The following is a 15644-nucleotide window of genomic DNA, read 5'->3' on the forward strand; positions in this document are numbered from 1 at the left end:
CGACCCCGTAATGTTGTAGGGGTGACCGTGAACGCTAAGACCAGCCCCAGCGCTGGCAACACCTGGCGAAACCTGCCCGCGGCGCAGCAGCCCGAGTACCCCGACGCCGAGGCTCTGCGCGCAGTGATCGCGGACCTCGAGTCGTATCCGCCGCTCGTCTTCGCGGGCGAGTGCGACCAGCTGCGCGCCCGGATGGCGGCCGTCGCCAAGGGAGAGGCGTTCCTCCTCCAGGGCGGCGACTGCGCCGAGGCCTTCGACGCGGTGTCCGCCGACCACATCCGCAACAAGCTCAAGACGCTGCTCCAGATGGGCGCCGTGCTGACGTACGCCGCGTCCGTCCCCGTGGTGAAGGTCGGCCGGATCGCCGGCCAGTACTCCAAGCCGCGCTCGAAGCCGACCGAGACCCGCGACGGCGTGACGCTCCCGACGTACCGGGGCGACTCCGTCAACGGCTTCGAGTTCACCGAAGAGGCCCGCATCCCGGACCCCGAGCGGCTCAAGCGCATGTACCACGCGTCGGCCTCGACGCTGAACCTGGTGCGCGCCTTCACCACCGGCGGCTACGCCGACCTGCGCCAGGTGCACGCCTGGAACCAGGACTTCGTGAAGTCGTCCCCGTCGGGCCAGCGCTACGAGCAGCTCGCGCGCGAGATCGACAACGCGCTGAACTTCATGCACGCCTGCGGGGTGGACCCGGAGGAGTTCAAGACGGTCGAGTTCTTCTCCTCGCACGAGGCGCTGCTGCTCGACTACGAGACCGCGCTGACCCGCGTCGACTCGCGCACCGGGCAGCTGTACGACGTCTCGGCGCACATGGTGTGGATCGGTGAGCGCACCCGGCAGCTGGACCACGCGCACATCGAGTTCGCCTCGCAGATCCGCAACCCGATCGGCATCAAGCTCGGCCCGACCACGACGGCCGAGGAGGCGCTGCGCTACATCGACCGCCTCGACCCCGACCGGGAGCCGGGCCGGCTGACCTTCATCGTCCGGATGGGCGCGGACAAGATCCGCGACAAGCTTCCCGAGCTGGTCGAGAAGGTCACCGCCTCCGGCGCCACCGTGGCCTGGGTGACGGACCCGATGCACGGCAACACCTTCGAGGCGGCCTCCGGCCACAAGACGCGCCGCTTCGACGACGTGCTCGACGAGGTCAAGGGCTTCTTCGAGGTGCACAAGGGCCTCGGCACGCACCCGGGCGGCATCCATGTGGAGCTGACCGGTGACGACGTCACCGAGTGCGTCGGCGGCGGCGACGAGATCTTCGTCGACGACCTGCACCAGCGCTACGAGACGGCCTGCGACCCGCGGCTCAACCGCAGCCAGTCGCTGGACCTGGCGTTCCTGGTCGCGGAGATGTACCGGGACCAGTAGTCGCTCTGGGGCGCGGATCACACAGGATTCGCGCCCCTCGCACTGTTGCACCCCGACGGGGATGGGTAAGGTTAGGTTTGCCTCACCGAGAAACGGGATGGCAGTACATAGAGCAATCCCGTCGGGAGGTGAACCGCGTGTACATCTGCAGCTGCTTCGGCATCACCGAGGCCCAGGTCCAGCAGCACGCGGCAGACGGTGCCTGCACCCCCCGCCAGATAGCCTCCGCCTGCAAGGCCGGCACGGACTGCGGGTCGTGCGTCCGCCGCATCCAGGCCCTGCTGGGCCGCGGCGCCTGCCCCCGGCGCGAGCTGGCCGACGAGGGCAAGCCGGTCCTCGCCTCCCTGGACGAGGCCGCCCGGCCCCAGGCCGCCTAGCTCTCCGGCTGCTGGATCAGCTGCGCGAGGTACAGCGCCTCGCCGAGCTTCTCGATCAGCTCCAGCTGGGTGTCGAGGTAGTCGATGTGGTGCTCCTCGTCGGCGAGGATGTCCTCGAAGATGTTGGCCGACGTGATGTCGCCCTTCTCGCGCATCACCCTGATACCGCGCTTGAGGCGGTCGATCGCCTCCACCTCGATCTGCCGGTCCGCCTCGAACATCTCCGTGACAGTCTGCCCCACCCGCACGTGGAACAGACGCTGGTAGTTCGGCAGCCCGTCCAGGAACAGGATCCGGTCGGTGAGCACCTCGGCGTGCTTCATCTCGTCGAACGACTCGTGCCGGGTGTACTTCGCGAGCTTCGTCCAGCCGAAGTTCTCCTGCATCTTGGCGTGCAGGAAGTACTGGTTGATGGCGGTCAGCTCACCGGTCAGCTGCTCGTTGAGGAATTCGATGACCTCGGGGTCGCCCTGCATCGCGCCTGGCTCCTTCCACGGAGGGAACGGGGGAGGGGTTGCGGCGGCATGATTGCACCGGCCCGGAAGATCGTCCAGTAAGTGTGCACTTAGTAAGTACGTGCATGCTTGGTGCCAGTTGTCCGGTTCGATGGGGTGCCTGGTCATGTGCACTGCCCCGGGTCTGTCAGGATGGAGACATGGGTCAGCCGGTGGAAAGCGAATCTGGAGAAGCAGCACGGTCCGAGCTTCCGCCGGGGCAGCGAGTGCAGAAGGGCTGGCCGGTCACCCACTACGGGCCGGTGCCCAAGTTCCGGCCGGAGCGCTGGGAGTTCAGGGTCTTCGGGGCCACCGCCGACGGCGAGAAGCACTGCTGGACCCATGAGGAGTTCACGGCTCTGCCCCACGCCACCGTCGTCGCCGATCTGCACTGCGTGACCAAGTTCAGCATGCTCGGCGCCGAGTGGGGCGGCATCCCCGCCCGGGCGATTCTGGACATCGCCCCGCCCGCCCCCGAGGTCACCCATGTGATGGTGTGGGCGGAGTACGGCTTCAGCTCCAACCTGCGTCTGTCCGACTTCACCGCCGAGCACACGCTGTTCGCCACGCACAAGGACGGCGAGCTGCTGACCGCCGAGCACGGTTTCCCGCTGCGCCTGGTCGTCCCCCACCTGTACGCCTGGAAGGGGCCCAAGTGGGTCCGCGGCGTGGAGTACATGACCGCCGACCGCCGCGGCTTCTGGGAGGAGCGCGGCTACCACAACATCGGCGACCCCTGGAAGGAACAGCGGTACTCCTACCAGGAAGAGCCCGGGGACGGCCCCGAGCTCTGAGTCCTGCGCATACCCCTTCGGGGCGTCAGTGGTGGTACTGGTGCACCACCGCGTGGCCCTTGCCGCGGCCGATCATCCACTTGTTGACGGGGGTGGTCACCAGGAACGCGATCACCAGCGAGACCGCCAGCGCGCCCCAGAAGAGGGCGTCGTCCAGGTGCGCGTCCATCGCGTCCGGCCACAGGGCGATGACGCCGTTGTCGATCAGCTCCATCACGGCGATCGACAGCGTGTCCGCCGCCAGCGCCACCCGCACCGCCGCCTTGAAGCCGACGCCGGCCTTCAGCACGCCGCGCAGGGTGAGCGAGTAGCCGAAGAAGAACGCCAGCACGATGGCCAGGATCATCGTCGGGACGTTGCCCCAGCCCAGCCAGGTGCCGATCACCATGCCGAGCACCTCGCCGATGGCGCAGCCGGTGAGGCAGTGCAGCGTGGCCTGTGCGGCCATGGCCCAAGAGGCGCCGGCGGGGGCGTGGTGGTGGCCGTGGTGGCCCTCGTGCCCGTCGTGGCCGTCGTGGTTCATCTGGTGGTGTGCGTGTGCGCTGTGTGCCTCGTGCTGCATGACTGCCCCCAATGTCGGATCACGGTTCCTGCACCGAGCAAGAACCGTATACCCCCCGGGGGTATTCCCGCCATGGGTTTTTCTCCGGACTGTTTTTCTATTGGCTCTTTTCCGGGCGGGGTTACCCGTCGCGGAGCTTCTTGAGCCGCTCCACGTCGGCCGAGTGCCCCTCCTTGCCGCCGGGAGTCTCGATGACCAGCGGGACGCCCGCCGTCGCCGGGTGGGTCATCAGCGCGCGGAACGGGTCCTCGCCGATGTGACCCGCACCGATGTTCTCGTGGCGGTCCTTGTGCGCCCCGGCCACGTCCTTGGAGTCGTTGGCGTGGATCAGCCTCAGCCGGCCCTCGCCGACCGTGTCCACCAGCAGGTCCAGCGTCTGGTGCATACCGCTCGGACCGGTCAGGTCGTGCCCGGCCGCGAAGATGTGGCAGGTGTCCAGGCACACGCCCAGCCGCGGATGGGCGTCCAGCGCCTCGAAGTACGGCCCGAAGTCCCAGGTCCGCGAGCACAGCGAGGCACCCTGCCCGGCGGTGGACTCCAGCAGCAGGAACGGGTCGTCGTCGTGGGTCAGCTCGTCCAGCAGCGGCAGCAGACGCTCCCGCACCTGCCTCAGCGCCACCGACCGCTCCCGCCCGCCCGTCGCGCTGCCGGTGTGCACGACGACGCCCAGTGCGCCGATCTCCCGCCCGCGCCGCAGCGAGTGCCGCAGCGACTCCACCGACCGCTCCACCGTCGCCTCGGTGTGCGAACCGAAGTTGATCAGGTACGGGGCGTGCACGTACACCGGCAGCGACTCCGCCGCGCAGGCCGCGCGGAACGCCTCGTCCTGCCGCGGGTTCCCGGCGGGCGTGGCCCAGCCGCGCGGGTTGGCCACGAAGACCTGCACGGCCTCGGCCTTCAGGTCACGGGCGTACGGCAGTCCCACGGAGTGCAGTCCGCCGGCGACGGGGATGTGCGCGCCGACGGGGTTGCGCGGCAGGGAGGGGTGCCGGGGGGCCTGGAGGGAGGGGTTCGGGGAGTCCTGACGTGTCACCCGTTCAGCCTGCCACGCGGGCCGGTGTGCCCCGGCACCGCGGGCGGCCCGAGGCCGGTGGCGTACGTCACCGGATGGTGATCTTGATCGTTGATCCCTTGGGCGCCGGCTCGCCGCCGTCCACGGACTGCTTCTTGACCGTGTCGCCGAACAGGCCCAGCAGGCCCCGGTCCTCGTCGACCTCGAAACCGGCCGCCTTCAGGTCCCGCTTGGCGTCGTCCACGCTCTCGCCCACCACGTCCGGCACCTCGACCATCTCGGGGCCCTTGGACAGGGTCAGCGTCACCGTGTCGCCCTCGGCGGCCTCGCTGCCGCTGCCCGGGGTCTGCGCCGCGACCTTCCCCGCGTCGTGCTCGGAGTTGACCCGCTCCGCGGCCACCTCGACCTTGAGACCGGCGCCCTCCAGGTCGGACTTCGCCTCGGCCAGGTCCTCGCCGGTGACATCGGGCACCTCGACGGGGCTGCCCTTGCTGACGGTCAGCGCGATCGCCGAGTCCGCGTGCCGCTCGGTGCCGGCCGGCGGGTCCGAGTCGATCACGAAGCCCTTGGGGACGTCGTCGCTGAACTCCCGGGTGACCATGCCCGGCTCCAGACCGCTGTCCTTCAGCACGGACCGCGCCTTGTCCAGCCGGTACCCCTGGAGGTCGGGCACCTTCACCGTCTCCGGGCCGCGCGAGACGGTCAGCGTCACCGAGCCGTTGCCACGGATCCGGGCACCCGGCGCGGGATCGGTGCTGATGACGGTGCCGCGCTTGACGGTGTCGCTGTAGGCCCGCCGCACGGTGACGTCCAGCCCGGCGTCCTTCAGGTCGGACCGCGCCTGCGCCTCCGTCTTCGCCAGCAGCGGCGGCACCTTGGTGAACTGGCCCGAGTTGATGTACCAGACACCCGCGCCCAGACCGAGCACCACCAGCACCGCGGCGACGATCGTCAGGACCCGCTGCCGGGGCCGCGCGAGGCGCCGCCGCGGCGGAGCGGGCGGCGGTGTCTCCAGCCGGCTGGTGCGGTGGAAGACCTCCCGCTCGTCGGCGGCAACGGCGACATCCTCGTCGTCCTCGTTCACCGGCAGCGGGCGGGGCAGCGTCAGCGCACGCGGGATGACACTCGTACGGTCCTCCGCGATGTCGTGCTCCCCGGTCCGCGCCCGCGGCGGTACGGCGTCCAGCTGCTCCTCGGTAAGCCCGGCGCGCGCCTCTCGGACCTGCGCCAGCAGCGCCACCGCGTCGTGCGGCCGGATCTGCGCCGTGCGCGCGGTGGCCGACGCCACCAGCTCGTCCAGCGCGAACGGCAGCCCCGGCACCACGGCCGACGGCGGCGGCACGTCCTCGTGCAGGTGCTTGTAGAGCACCGTCGCGGGGGAGTCCCCGTCGTGCGGCTTCTCGCCAGTCAGCATCTCGTACAGCACGACACCGCACGCGTACACGTCGACGCGGGGGTCGGCGACGCCCTGCTCGATCTGCTCCGGCGCCAGATAGGACACGGTGCCGAGGACGGCGCCGGTGGTGCTGGTGACGGTGTCCACGGCCCGCACCAGCCCGAAGTCGGCGACCTTGACCCGGCCGTCGTCCCCTATGAGCACGTTCTCCGGCTTCATGTCCCGGTGCACGAACCCGGCCCGGTGCGCGGCACCGAGCGCGGCGAGCACCGGCTCCAGGATGTCCAGCGCGGCCCGCGGCTGGAGCGCCCCGCGCTCGCGCAGCACGTCACGCAGGGTGCACCCGGCGACGTACTCCATCGCCAGGTACACGTAGGACCCGTCGGTGCCCTGGTCGAAGACCTGGACGACATTGGGGTGGGCGAGCCGGGCGACCGACTTCGCCTCCCGGATGAACCGCTCGACGAACGTGCCGTCGGCCGCGAGCGCGGGGTGCATCACCTTCAGCGCGAGCACGCGGTCCAGGCGGGTGTCCACGGCCCGGTAGACCGTGGCCATCCCGCCGACCGCGATCCGCGCGTCCACGCGGTAACGACCGTCGAGCACCTGCCCGACGAGAGGGTCCTGAAGGGTCGTGTCCACGGACGCGAGTCTACGAGCCACGACTGACACCCCCGCCCCACCGACAAGATCGGATCCCGACTGCAGCCGAGCTGTGACGTGTCGCGACGATCAGCCGGTCGGACCGCCGGCCTGGCTGTGCCCACAGCGCCGGGTGCCGCTCGGAGGGACGTTCAGAAGGCAGGCCTCTCGGGGTCCAGGCGCGCCATGCCCTCCGCAGGAGAAGACGCCTCGGCGAAGTGCCGCCGGGGAATCCGCCCCGCCCGGTACGCGAGCCGCCCCGCCTCCACCGCGTTGCGCATGGCGGCAGCCATCAGCACCGGCTCCTGCGCCCGCGTCACGGCGGAGGCCAGCATCACCCCGGCGCACCCCAGCTCCATCGCCAGCGCCGCGTCCGACGCCGTACCGGCCCCCGCGTCCAGGATCACCGGCACGCGCGCGTGCTCCACGATCAGCTGGAAGTTGTGCGGGTTCCTGATGCCGAGCCCGGACCCGATGGGCGAGCCCAGCGGCATGATCGCCGCGCAGCCGACGTCCTCCAGCTTCCGCGCCAGCACCGGGTCGTCGTTGGTGTACGGCAGGACCGTGAACCCGTCGTCCACCAGCGTCTCCGCCGCGTCCAGCAGCTCGATCGGGTCCGGCAGCAGCGTCCGCTCGTCGGCGATGACCTCCAGCTTGACCAGGTCCGTGCCGAGCGCCTCCCGCGCCAGGCGGGCGGTCAGCACCGCCTCGCCCGCGGTGAAGCAGCCCGCCGTGTTCGGCAGGACGCGGATGCCGAGGCGGTCCAGTACCGACAGCACCGAGCCGTGCACCGACGGGTCCACCCGCCGCATCGCGACGGTCGTCAGCTCCGTGCCGGAGGCGACCAGCGCCCGCTCCAGCACCTCCAGGCTGGGCGCGCCGCCCGTGCCCATGATCAGGCGGGACGAGAACGCCGTACCGCCGAGGACGAAGGGGTCGTCTGCCATGGTTCAGCCTCCCTGGACGGCGGTCAGGACCTCGACGCGGTCGCCGTCGGCGAGCGCGGTGACCGGCCACTGGGTGCGCGGCACGACGGTCTCGTTGAGTGCGGCAGCCACCCCCGAGGGCGCGGCGGTCAGGGACTTCACGACGGTGTCGAGAGCGGTGCCGGGCGCGACGTGGCGCGGCTGTCCGTTGACGGTGATGTTCATGCGGGCTGCTCCGTGAGGGCGGCGGTGCGGAACCGCTGGGGGGTGAACGGGCGGGCCTCACCGGGGAGTTCACCGGTCGTCAGGGCGTGCGCCAGGGCGTCCCCGGTGACCGGCGTGAGCAGGACGCCGTTGCGGTAGTGCCCGGTGGCGAGCAGCAGCCCGTCCAGCGCGGTCGGGCCGAGCAGGGGCGCGTTGTCGGGGGAGCCGGGCCGCAGTCCGGCCCGGGTCTCGGTCAGCGGGAGTTCGGTGAGGCCCGGCACCAGCTCGTGCGCGTCGCGCAGGAGTTCGTACACGCCGCCCGCGGTGACCGTGGTGTCCCAGCCCAGCTCCTCGCTGGTCGCGCCGATGACCAGCTCGCCGTTCTCGCGCGGCACCAGGTACACGTGGCTGCCGCGTACGACGGCCCGTACGGTCCGGCTGAGGAACGGCCCGTGCCGCTCCGGCATGGTCAGCCGCAGCACCTGGCCCTTCACCGGCCGTACCGGCGGCAGGACCTCCTCGGGGACACCGGCCAGCCGGCCGCTGAGGCTGCCGGCGGCGAGGACCACCTGCCCCGCGCCGAGCGCGGCCCCCGCGCGCGTGAGCACACCGGCGGCCCGGTCCCGGACGAGCGTGAGCCGCTCGGCCCACTCCCGGTGGAAGACGACCCCGGCCCGCTCGCACGCGGTGACCAGGGCCGCCGCGAGCCGCCGCGGGTCGATCTGGTGGTCGCCGTCGACCCGCAGCCCGCCGCGCACGCCGGGCGCGAGCATCGGCTCCAGGCGGCGGCACTCCCGCCCGGTCAGCCACTCCGACTCAAGGCCCGACTGCCGTTGCAGCGCGTGGAGTTCCCTGAGGTGGGCCCGGTCGTCGGCGTCGAGTGCGACGGCGAGGGTGCCGCAGCGGCGGTAGCCGAGGTCCTGCCCGGTGGCCTCGGTCAGCTCGGCCGCGAAGGCGGGGTAGCGGCGGGCCGAGGCGAGGTTCAGGCCGAGCAGGGTCTGCTCGCCGTAGTGCAGTTCGGTGACGGCGGCCAGCATCCCGGCCGCGACCTGCGCGGCTCCGCCGCCCGGTGCCGGATCGACGACCGCGGTGGCGAGGCCGCGTTGCGCGGCCCGCCAGGCCGTCACCAGCCCGATGATCCCGCCCCCGATGACGAGGACGTCTGACGTACGCGTAGGCGACATGGGCGTCCAGCCCCTCCCTTCGCCGGCATGACCCGGATCAGGTTCGTACGGTCGGAGGCCGCCAGCCTCCCTCTCAGCCCGGTGCGTCCGGGCTCCCGCGAGTGCTTTACGGTGGCCACCCTAACCGTCCCGTCCGCGCCTGTGTAAGGGAGCCTTTTGTCATGGTCCGGTCTCTCGACGGCCTCGTCCTCGCGCCGGTGGCCGACCAGGCCCCCGGCCAGGTGGGCACGCGCACCCGGTTCACCTACCACGAGAAGGACGGCGAGATCTGGGCCGAGTACGCGGGCGGCGACGTCGTGCGCGGGCACCTCGTGGGTACCCGGCGCGAGGACCGGCTGGACTTCCGGTACGTGCAGCTCAAGACCGACGGCACCACCTCCTCCGGGCACTGCGTGTCCACGGTCGTGGAGCTGCCCGACGGGCGGGTCCGGCTGGAGGAGGCGTGGCAGTGGGAGTCCCAGGCGGGCAGCGGGACCAGCGTTGTGGAGCAGGTCACCGAGCCGGGGCCCTGACTGACGGAGAGTCAGTTGGCTAGGGTGATCAGGTGAGCGAGCAGACACCGGAACAGGCCGGGCGGCAGGGCGCGGCACAGGCCGGGCGCGTGGTGATCGTCGGCGCGGGCATGGCCGGCGTGCAGACCGCGGTCGCCCTGCGCGAACAGGGCTTCACGGGCACGGTGACCGTGATCGGCGCCGAACCCCACCAGCCCTACGACCGGCCCCCGCTGTCCAAGGCCGTCCTGCTCGGCACCGCCGAGGGCTCCGCATTCGACGTCGACTTCGAGGGGCTCGGCATCGAGCTGGTGCTGGGCCGCGAGGTGACCGGCCTGCGCCCGGCCGACCACGAGCTGGACACCGAGGCCGGGCCCGTGCCGTACGACGTGCTGGTCGTCGCCACCGGCGCCGAACCCGTCCAGCTGCCCGGCGCCGAGGGCGTCCCCGGCGTGCACCTGCTGCGCACCCTCGACGACGCCGAACGGCTGCGGCCGGTGCTGGAGCGCCAGCACGACATCGTGGTCGTCGGCGCCGGCTGGATCGGCGCCGAGTTCGCCACCGCCGCGCGCGAGGCCGGCTGCGCGGTCACCGTCGTCGAGGCCGCGGACCGCCCGCTCGCCGGGGCGCTGCCCGCCGAGGTCGCCGCGCCGATGACCGCCTGGTACGCCGACAGCGGCGCCGTCCTGCGTACGCACGCGCGCGTGGCGCGGGTCGAGCCCGGCGCGGTGCTGCTCGACGACGGCACGCGCGTGCCCGCCGGCGCGGTCGTCGTCGGCATCGGCGCCCGCCCGGCCACCCGCTGGCTGGCCGGGTCCGGCGTCGAGCTGGGCGCGCACGGCGAGGTCGTCGCCGACGACCGCCTGCGCACCTCCGTGCCCGACGTGTACGCCGTCGGCGACTGCGCCTCCTTCCCGTCCGCCCGCTACGGCGAGCGGCTGCTGGTCCACCACTGGGACAACGCCCTGCAGGGCCCGCGCACCGTCGCCGCGAACATCGTCGGCGCGGCCACCGGGGCGCCGCCCGCGGTCTACGACCCGGTGCCGTACTTCTGGTCGGAGCAGTTCGGCCGGTTCGTCCAGTACGCCGGGCACCACGCCGCCGCCGACCGCATGGTCTGGCGGGGTGACGCCGAGGGGCCCGCCTGGACGGTGTGCTGGCTGCGCAAGGGCCGGCTGGTCGCCCTCCTGGCCGTCGGCCGGCCGCGGGACCTGGCCCAGGGGCGCCGCCTGATCGAGGCGGGCACCCCCATGGACGCGGAGCTGCTGGCGGACCCGGCACGGCCCCTGAAGGCCGCCGTGGCCCGACCCGCCCGCGGGGTGTGACCTGCCGGTGGACCCTGACCCGCCCGGGGGTGTGTTTCCCCAGGTGGACCGGCCCGGCTTCCGACTGTCAGTGGCAGATGGCAGTCTTGTTTCCGTGACCGAGATTGACGCAAAAATCGATGCTCTCGTCCCCGCCTGGCTCACCCTCCCCGACATCGCCGAAATGCTCGGCGTCGAGGTGACGCGCGTGCGGCAGCTGGTCAAGGAGGGCCAGCTCATCGCCGTACGCCGTGGTGAGAACCGCGCGCTGCACGTCCCCGCCGCCTTCATCGACGGGGACAAGGTCGTCAAGGGCCTGTCCGGGACCCTGACCCTGCTGCGGGACGACGGCTTCACGGTCGAAGAGATGATCGAATGGCTCTTCACCCCCGACCCGAGCCTGCCCGGCACCCCCGCGCAGGCTCTGAGCGAGAATCGCGGCACGGAGGTGAAGCGCCGCGCCCAGGCGCTCGCCGTCTGAGCCGACCGCCGCACCGCCGCACCACCGAACACCGTCCGGCGTACGGGCCGGGCCCGCGTCCGCGCAGGCCACGGCCTCGGACGAGCACGGCCCCGAAGGCCGTCGGGCCCGGCCCGTACGCCACCGACACGGCACCCACCCTGGGGGGATCCCGCATGCTGCACACCGACGCCCGCGCCCGGTTCGCCGACGCGCGGCTCTACCTCTGCACCGACGCGCGCCGGCGCCAGGGCGACCTGCCCGCGTTCCTGGACGCGGCCCTGTCGGGCGGGGTCGACATCGTGCAGCTGCGCGACAAGGGCATGGAGGCGGCCGAGGAACTTGAGCACCTGAAGGTCTTCGCCGACGCCTGCGCCCGGCACGGCAAGCTCCTCGCGGTCAACGACCGCGCGGACGTCGCCCACGCCGCCGGCGCCGACGTCCTCCACCTCGGGCAGGGCGACCTGCCGGTGCCCGCGGCCCGCGCGATCCTCGGCGACGAGGTGCTCATAGGCCGCTCCACGCACTCCACGGCCGAGGCCGAGGCGGCCGCCGCCCAGGACGGCGTGGACTACTTCTGCACCGGCCCCTGCTGGCCCACCCCCACCAAGCCCGGCCGCCCCGCGCCCGGCCTCGACCTGGTCCGGCACACGGCCGCGCTCGGCACCGACCGCCCCTGGTTCGCCATCGGCGGCATCGACCTCGGCAACCTCGACGAGGTGATCGAGGCGGGCGCCCGCCGGGTCGTGGTGGTCCGGGCGATCACCGAGGCGGACGACCCCGCCGCGGCCGCCGCCGAGTTCGCCAAGCGGCTGCGGCAGGTCTGAGCAGCGCCGCTTTCCCCGGATGCGGGACCGGTGACTGTCCAAGGGGTGGACAGAGAGCGGGCAATTCGGGCAAATATCCGGGATCCGGTTGGGGGACCGCCCACCCCTGGCTAACCTGCCCGTATGGCCCTCGGAACCGCATCCACCAGGACGGATCGCGCACGCACCGTGCGCGACATCCTCGCCACCGGCAAGACGACGTACTCGTTCGAGTTCTCGGCGCCGAAGACCCCCAAGGGCGAGCGGAACCTGTGGAGCGCGCTCCGGCGGGTCGAGGCGGTCGCCCCCGACTTCGTCTCCGTGACCTACGGTGCCGGCGGCTCCACCCGCGCGGGCACGGTCAAGGAGACCGAGCAGATCGTCGCGGACACCACGCTCACGCCGGTCGCCCACCTCACCGCGGTCGACCACTCCATCGCCGAACTGCGCAACATCATCGGCCAGTACGCCGACGCCGGCATCCGCAACATGCTCGCCGTGCGCGGCGACCCGCCCGGCGACCCCATGGGTGCCTGGGTGCCGCACCCGCAGGGGCTGACGTACGCGGCGGAGCTCGTCCGGCTCATCAAGGAGTCGGGCGACTTCTGCGTCGGCGTCGCCGCCTTCCCGGAGATGCACCCGCGCTCCACCGACTGGGAGACGGACGTACGGCACTTCGTCGACAAGTGCCGCGCGGGCGCGGACTACGCCATCACACAGATGTTCTTCCACCCGGAGCCCTACCTGCGGCTGCGCGACAAGGTCGTCGCGGCCGGCTGCGACACCCCGGTGATCCCCGAGATCCTGCCCGTGACCAGCATCAAGATGCTGGAGCGGCTGCCGAAGCTGAGCACCGCCGCTTTTCCCGACAGTCTGAAAGAGCGGATCCTCACAGCAAAAGACGATCCGTCCGCTGTACGCTCCATTGGCATCGAATTCGCCACGGAGTTCTGCGCGCGGCTGCTGGCCGAGGGTGTGCCCGGTCTGCACTTCATCACGCTCAACAGCTCCACGGCGACGCTGGAAATCTACGAGAACCTGGGTCTGCACCACCCGCCGCAGGCCTAGACCGGTCGCACTGCCATACGACACACTGCACAGCGGCCACTGGGAGAGGGGCGTACATGGGCTGGACGGTCCTCTACATCGCGTTCGGCGTCGTCGCGCTGTGGCTGCTCGGTGAAGTGCTGCTGCAGTACAAGGCACGGCTTCGCTGGCGGCTCCTCGCGTTCGTCGGGTTCCTCGGCGTCGTCCTCGGTGTACTGATCCCGTCTGTCCTCGTCATCGCGCTGGGAGCCGTCGCCTTCGCGGTCGGGCAGACCTACGTCACGCTGTCCTTCCGGCGCGGCTTCGCCGCCGGCTGGGCGGTCAGCCGCCCGGCCGCCGACAGCGGCGGCAGCAAGCGGCGGCGCGGCGGTGCGGACCGCCGGGAGCCCACCCTGGAGGTCTCCGACCTCCAGGCCGCCGACGACGGCTACGCGGACGACGCGGCGGACACCGGCGCCTACGGCGAGCGGATCTCCTACGGCCACGACGACGACGCCGACCGCGACGACGTCTTCACCCCGGCGCGCCCGGCCACCGACGCCACCGCCGTCTACCAGCCGCAGCCCCTGCCCGAGGACACCGGCTCCTACGGCATCTACGGCGACCCGGCCCACGCCGGCGCCGCCCAGCCCCAGGACCAGTACGCCGCCACCGCCCAGAGCGCCGACCAGACCTACGGCTACGACGCCTCCTACTCCGGCTACGGCGAGTACGGCTACGACACCACGGGCCAGCAGCAGTACGCCGCCTACTCCGACCCGTACATCGGCACCCAGACCTACGGCGGCCCCACGTACGACACGACCTACGGCGGCCAGGCCTACGGCCAGCAGGCGTACGGCCAGGACCAGTACGGCACCGGCGGCTACGACGGCACGACCCCGCCCGGCGGCGCCTGGGTCCCGCAGCAGCGCAGCGACGACTCCTACGGCGGCGAGCTGCCGCCCGAGCAGGCCTACCCGTACCACCAGCAGGGCAACGGGCAGACCGCCGGCAACGGCTTCGACGAGCAGTACCGCTTCTGAGGTCTACGCGGGTCGCCGCCTCACTGCGACCCGCGGAACTCCGGCCCCTCCACGATCAGCCCGGCGACCAGCGCACCCGACATACCGGCGTGCGGCAGCCCGCCGCCGGGGTGGGACCACCCGCCGACCCGGTACAGGCCGGGCAGCCGGGTGGCGTTCGCCGGGTGCAGGTGACGACCCCGCCCGGCGGCGAGCGCGGGCGGGGGCACGGCGCCGAAGCGGGCGCCCGTCTCGTCCTCGGTGCGGTCCGGGGTGCGCAACTCGTGCCAGAGCAGACGCTCGCGCAGGCCGGGGACCGCCCGCCCGGCGGCCTCCAGCAGCACATCCGTGCAGCGCCGTACCGTGGCCTCGGACTCCCACGGAAGGTCGGCGGGCACCACCGCCGACACCACCACCGACTCGTGCCCCTCGGGGCTCAGCGTGGGGTCGTCCGGGCGCAGCACCGTCACCGTCGGACACGGCAGCTCCTCGCCGCCCGTCGCCACCAGGAAGTCCAGCTCCTTCTCGCCGTCCGGCGCGTGGACCACCGTGCGGTGCGCGGCCCCCGGCTCGCGCTCGCCGCGCAGCGCCAGCAGCAGCACGGCCCGCCCGGGCCCTACCGTCGCCGGGTCGGCCCGCACATCGCCGTCCTCGTCGAGGACGCGGTCCGTGAGGACGCGCAGCCGCGCCGGGTCCACGTCCGCCACGACATGGTCCGCCTCGGCCACCGTGCCGTCGGCCAGCTCCACCCCCGCCGCCCGGCCGTCCTTCTCCACGACGCCCGTGACCTCAGCACCGAAGACGAACTCCACCCGGCGGGCCAGGCACCGCTCGTACACCGCGCGGGCCAGCTCGCGCAGGCCGCCGCGGACGTACCACATCCCGAAGGCGTGCTCCATGTACGGCAGTACCGCCGCGCTCGCCGGAGCGGTGCGCGGGTCCACGCCGTACGCGAGGACATGGCTCTCCAGCAGGGCGGCCAGGCGCTCGTCGCGCAGCTCCCAGGTGCCGATCTCGCGGAGCGTGCGTGCACGCCGCGTGCGCAGCAGCCGCTTGACCGGCACCGACGGGTACGGCTCCTTGTCGGCCAGCACCCGCCAGTTCGGCCACAGCGGCTCCTCCAGCAGGGGCCGGCGGGTGCGGTCCCACGTCTCGCGCGCGCGGACCAGGAAGTCGCCCCAGCGCTCACCCGCCCCGGCGCCCAGCGTCTCGTCGAGGGCGGCGACGACCCCGGCACGGGAGGCGTTCGGCAGCGGGACCTCCGTGCCGTCCGGGAAGACGTGGCGGGCCGCCGGGTCGACCTGGACCAGGTCGACGCAGGCCTCCAGCGGCTCCTTGCCCGTCTTCACGAACAGGTCGCGCCAGACCGCCGGCAGCGGCAGCAGCCCGGGACCGGTGTCGAAGCGGAAGCCGTCCCGCTCGAAGCGGCGCAGCGCACCGCCGTACGTCTCCGTCCGCTCGTACACCACCACCCGGTGGCCTGCCACGGCCAGCCGGGCGGCCGCCGCCAGGGCGCCCATCCCGGCGCCGATCACCGCAATCCGTGCCATGCCTGCGACTTTATCCG

17 protein-coding genes and 1 riboswitch are annotated in these 15644 nt (G+C 72.4%); of the genes, 9 read left to right on the plus strand and 8 right to left on the minus strand.

Going from position 1 to position 15644, the window contains the following annotated elements:
* Window positions 1-21: 21 nt before the first annotated feature.
* Together IE308_RS36175 and IE308_RS36180 are read left to right on the plus strand one after the other, a co-directional pair.
* Window positions 22-1374 (plus strand): class II 3-deoxy-7-phosphoheptulonate synthase, encoded by a 1353-nt coding sequence (locus IE308_RS36175; protein ID WP_110627644.1) that lies wholly within the window; start codon window positions 22-24, stop codon window positions 1372-1374.
* Between the two features lie 128 nt (window positions 1375-1502).
* A complete protein-coding gene (locus tag IE308_RS36180; protein WP_110627643.1) occupies window positions 1503-1751 on the plus strand; it encodes a (2Fe-2S)-binding protein in 249 nt (82 codons plus the stop codon).
* Here the strand turns inward: IE308_RS36180 and bfr are convergent.
* On the minus strand, window positions 1748-2227 hold the full coding sequence (gene bfr / locus IE308_RS36185; protein ID WP_190221124.1) for a bacterioferritin: 480 nt from the start codon (window positions 2225-2227) through the stop codon (window positions 1748-1750). The two genes, IE308_RS36180 and bfr, sit on opposite strands and share 4 nt — an antisense overlap.
* Before the next feature lie 179 nt (window positions 2228-2406).
* On the opposite strand from bfr, the gene IE308_RS36190 reads away from it, so the two are divergent.
* The gene (locus IE308_RS36190; RefSeq protein ID WP_110627641.1) at window positions 2407-3039 is read left to right on the plus strand and encodes a sulfite oxidase-like oxidoreductase; all 633 of its coding nucleotides are present in this window, start codon (window positions 2407-2409) and stop codon (window positions 3037-3039) included.
* Window positions 3040-3064: 25 nt separating this feature from the next.
* Here IE308_RS36190 and IE308_RS36195 read toward each other — a convergent pair whose 3' ends face one another.
* The 6 genes from IE308_RS36195 to thiO form a co-directional block, all read right to left on the minus strand.
* Complete coding sequence (locus tag IE308_RS36195) at window positions 3065-3601, minus strand: DUF4396 domain-containing protein (protein WP_190221125.1); 537 nt, start codon at window positions 3599-3601, stop codon at window positions 3065-3067.
* 121 nt (window positions 3602-3722) lie between these two features.
* Window positions 3723-4634, minus strand: a complete 912-nt coding sequence (locus IE308_RS36200) for a deoxyribonuclease IV (protein ID WP_110627639.1) — start codon at window positions 4632-4634, stop codon at window positions 3723-3725.
* Between the two features lie 67 nt (window positions 4635-4701).
* Window positions 4702-6651, minus strand: a complete 1950-nt coding sequence (pknB, locus tag IE308_RS36205) for a Stk1 family PASTA domain-containing Ser/Thr kinase (RefSeq protein ID WP_190221126.1) — start codon at window positions 6649-6651, stop codon at window positions 4702-4704.
* Between the two features lie 152 nt (window positions 6652-6803).
* The gene (locus IE308_RS36210; RefSeq protein WP_190221127.1) at window positions 6804-7598 is read right to left on the minus strand and encodes a thiazole synthase; all 795 of its coding nucleotides are present in this window, start codon (window positions 7596-7598) and stop codon (window positions 6804-6806) included.
* Window positions 7599-7601: 3 nt separating this feature from the next.
* The gene (gene thiS / locus IE308_RS36215; RefSeq protein WP_190221128.1) at window positions 7602-7802 is read right to left on the minus strand and encodes a sulfur carrier protein ThiS; all 201 of its coding nucleotides are present in this window, start codon (window positions 7800-7802) and stop codon (window positions 7602-7604) included.
* Window positions 7799-8965 carry a glycine oxidase ThiO gene (gene thiO / locus IE308_RS36220; RefSeq protein ID WP_190221129.1) on the minus strand — a complete coding sequence of 389 codons (1167 nt, stop codon included), beginning with the start codon at window positions 8963-8965 and terminating at the stop codon, window positions 7799-7801. Before thiO ends, thiS begins: the two co-directional genes overlap by 4 nt.
* A riboswitch (TPP riboswitch) is annotated at window positions 8963-9074 on the minus strand. It overlaps the preceding gene by 3 nt.
* A gap of 52 nt (window positions 9075-9126) precedes the next feature.
* On the opposite strand from thiO, the gene IE308_RS36225 reads away from it, so the two are divergent.
* From IE308_RS36225 to IE308_RS36250, 6 genes are all read left to right on the plus strand, one after another.
* Entirely contained in the window at window positions 9127-9477 is a 351-nt protein-coding gene (locus IE308_RS36225; RefSeq protein WP_110627634.1) for an avidin-fold protein, read from the plus strand.
* A gap of 32 nt (window positions 9478-9509) precedes the next feature.
* Complete coding sequence (locus IE308_RS36230; protein ID WP_190221130.1) at window positions 9510-10781, plus strand: NAD(P)/FAD-dependent oxidoreductase; 1272 nt, start codon at window positions 9510-9512, stop codon at window positions 10779-10781.
* Between the two features lie 94 nt (window positions 10782-10875).
* Window positions 10876-11241, plus strand: coding sequence for an Rv2175c family DNA-binding protein (locus tag IE308_RS36235; RefSeq protein WP_103782680.1), 366 nt, complete (start codon window positions 10876-10878; stop codon window positions 11239-11241).
* Between the two features lie 155 nt (window positions 11242-11396).
* Window positions 11397-12047 (plus strand): thiamine phosphate synthase, encoded by a 651-nt coding sequence (gene thiE / locus IE308_RS36240; RefSeq protein WP_190221131.1) that lies wholly within the window; start codon window positions 11397-11399, stop codon window positions 12045-12047.
* 123 nt (window positions 12048-12170) lie between these two features.
* A complete protein-coding gene (gene metF / locus IE308_RS36245) occupies window positions 12171-13094 on the plus strand; it encodes a methylenetetrahydrofolate reductase [NAD(P)H] (protein ID WP_110627632.1) in 924 nt (307 codons plus the stop codon).
* Window positions 13095-13150: 56 nt separating this feature from the next.
* Window positions 13151-14098 (plus strand): SCO2102 family sporulation regulator, encoded by a 948-nt coding sequence (locus IE308_RS36250; RefSeq protein WP_190221132.1) that lies wholly within the window; start codon window positions 13151-13153, stop codon window positions 14096-14098.
* Between the two features lie 20 nt (window positions 14099-14118).
* Here the strand turns inward: IE308_RS36250 and IE308_RS36255 are convergent, their stop codons facing one another.
* Window positions 14119-15627, minus strand: coding sequence for a phytoene desaturase family protein (locus IE308_RS36255; protein WP_190221133.1), 1509 nt, complete (start codon window positions 15625-15627; stop codon window positions 14119-14121).
* Window positions 15628-15644: the final 17 nt, after the last annotated feature.

Source organism: Streptomyces griseosporeus (assembly GCF_014656055.1).
GTDB classification, from domain to species: domain Bacteria; phylum Actinomycetota; class Actinomycetes; order Streptomycetales; family Streptomycetaceae; genus Streptomyces; species Streptomyces griseosporeus.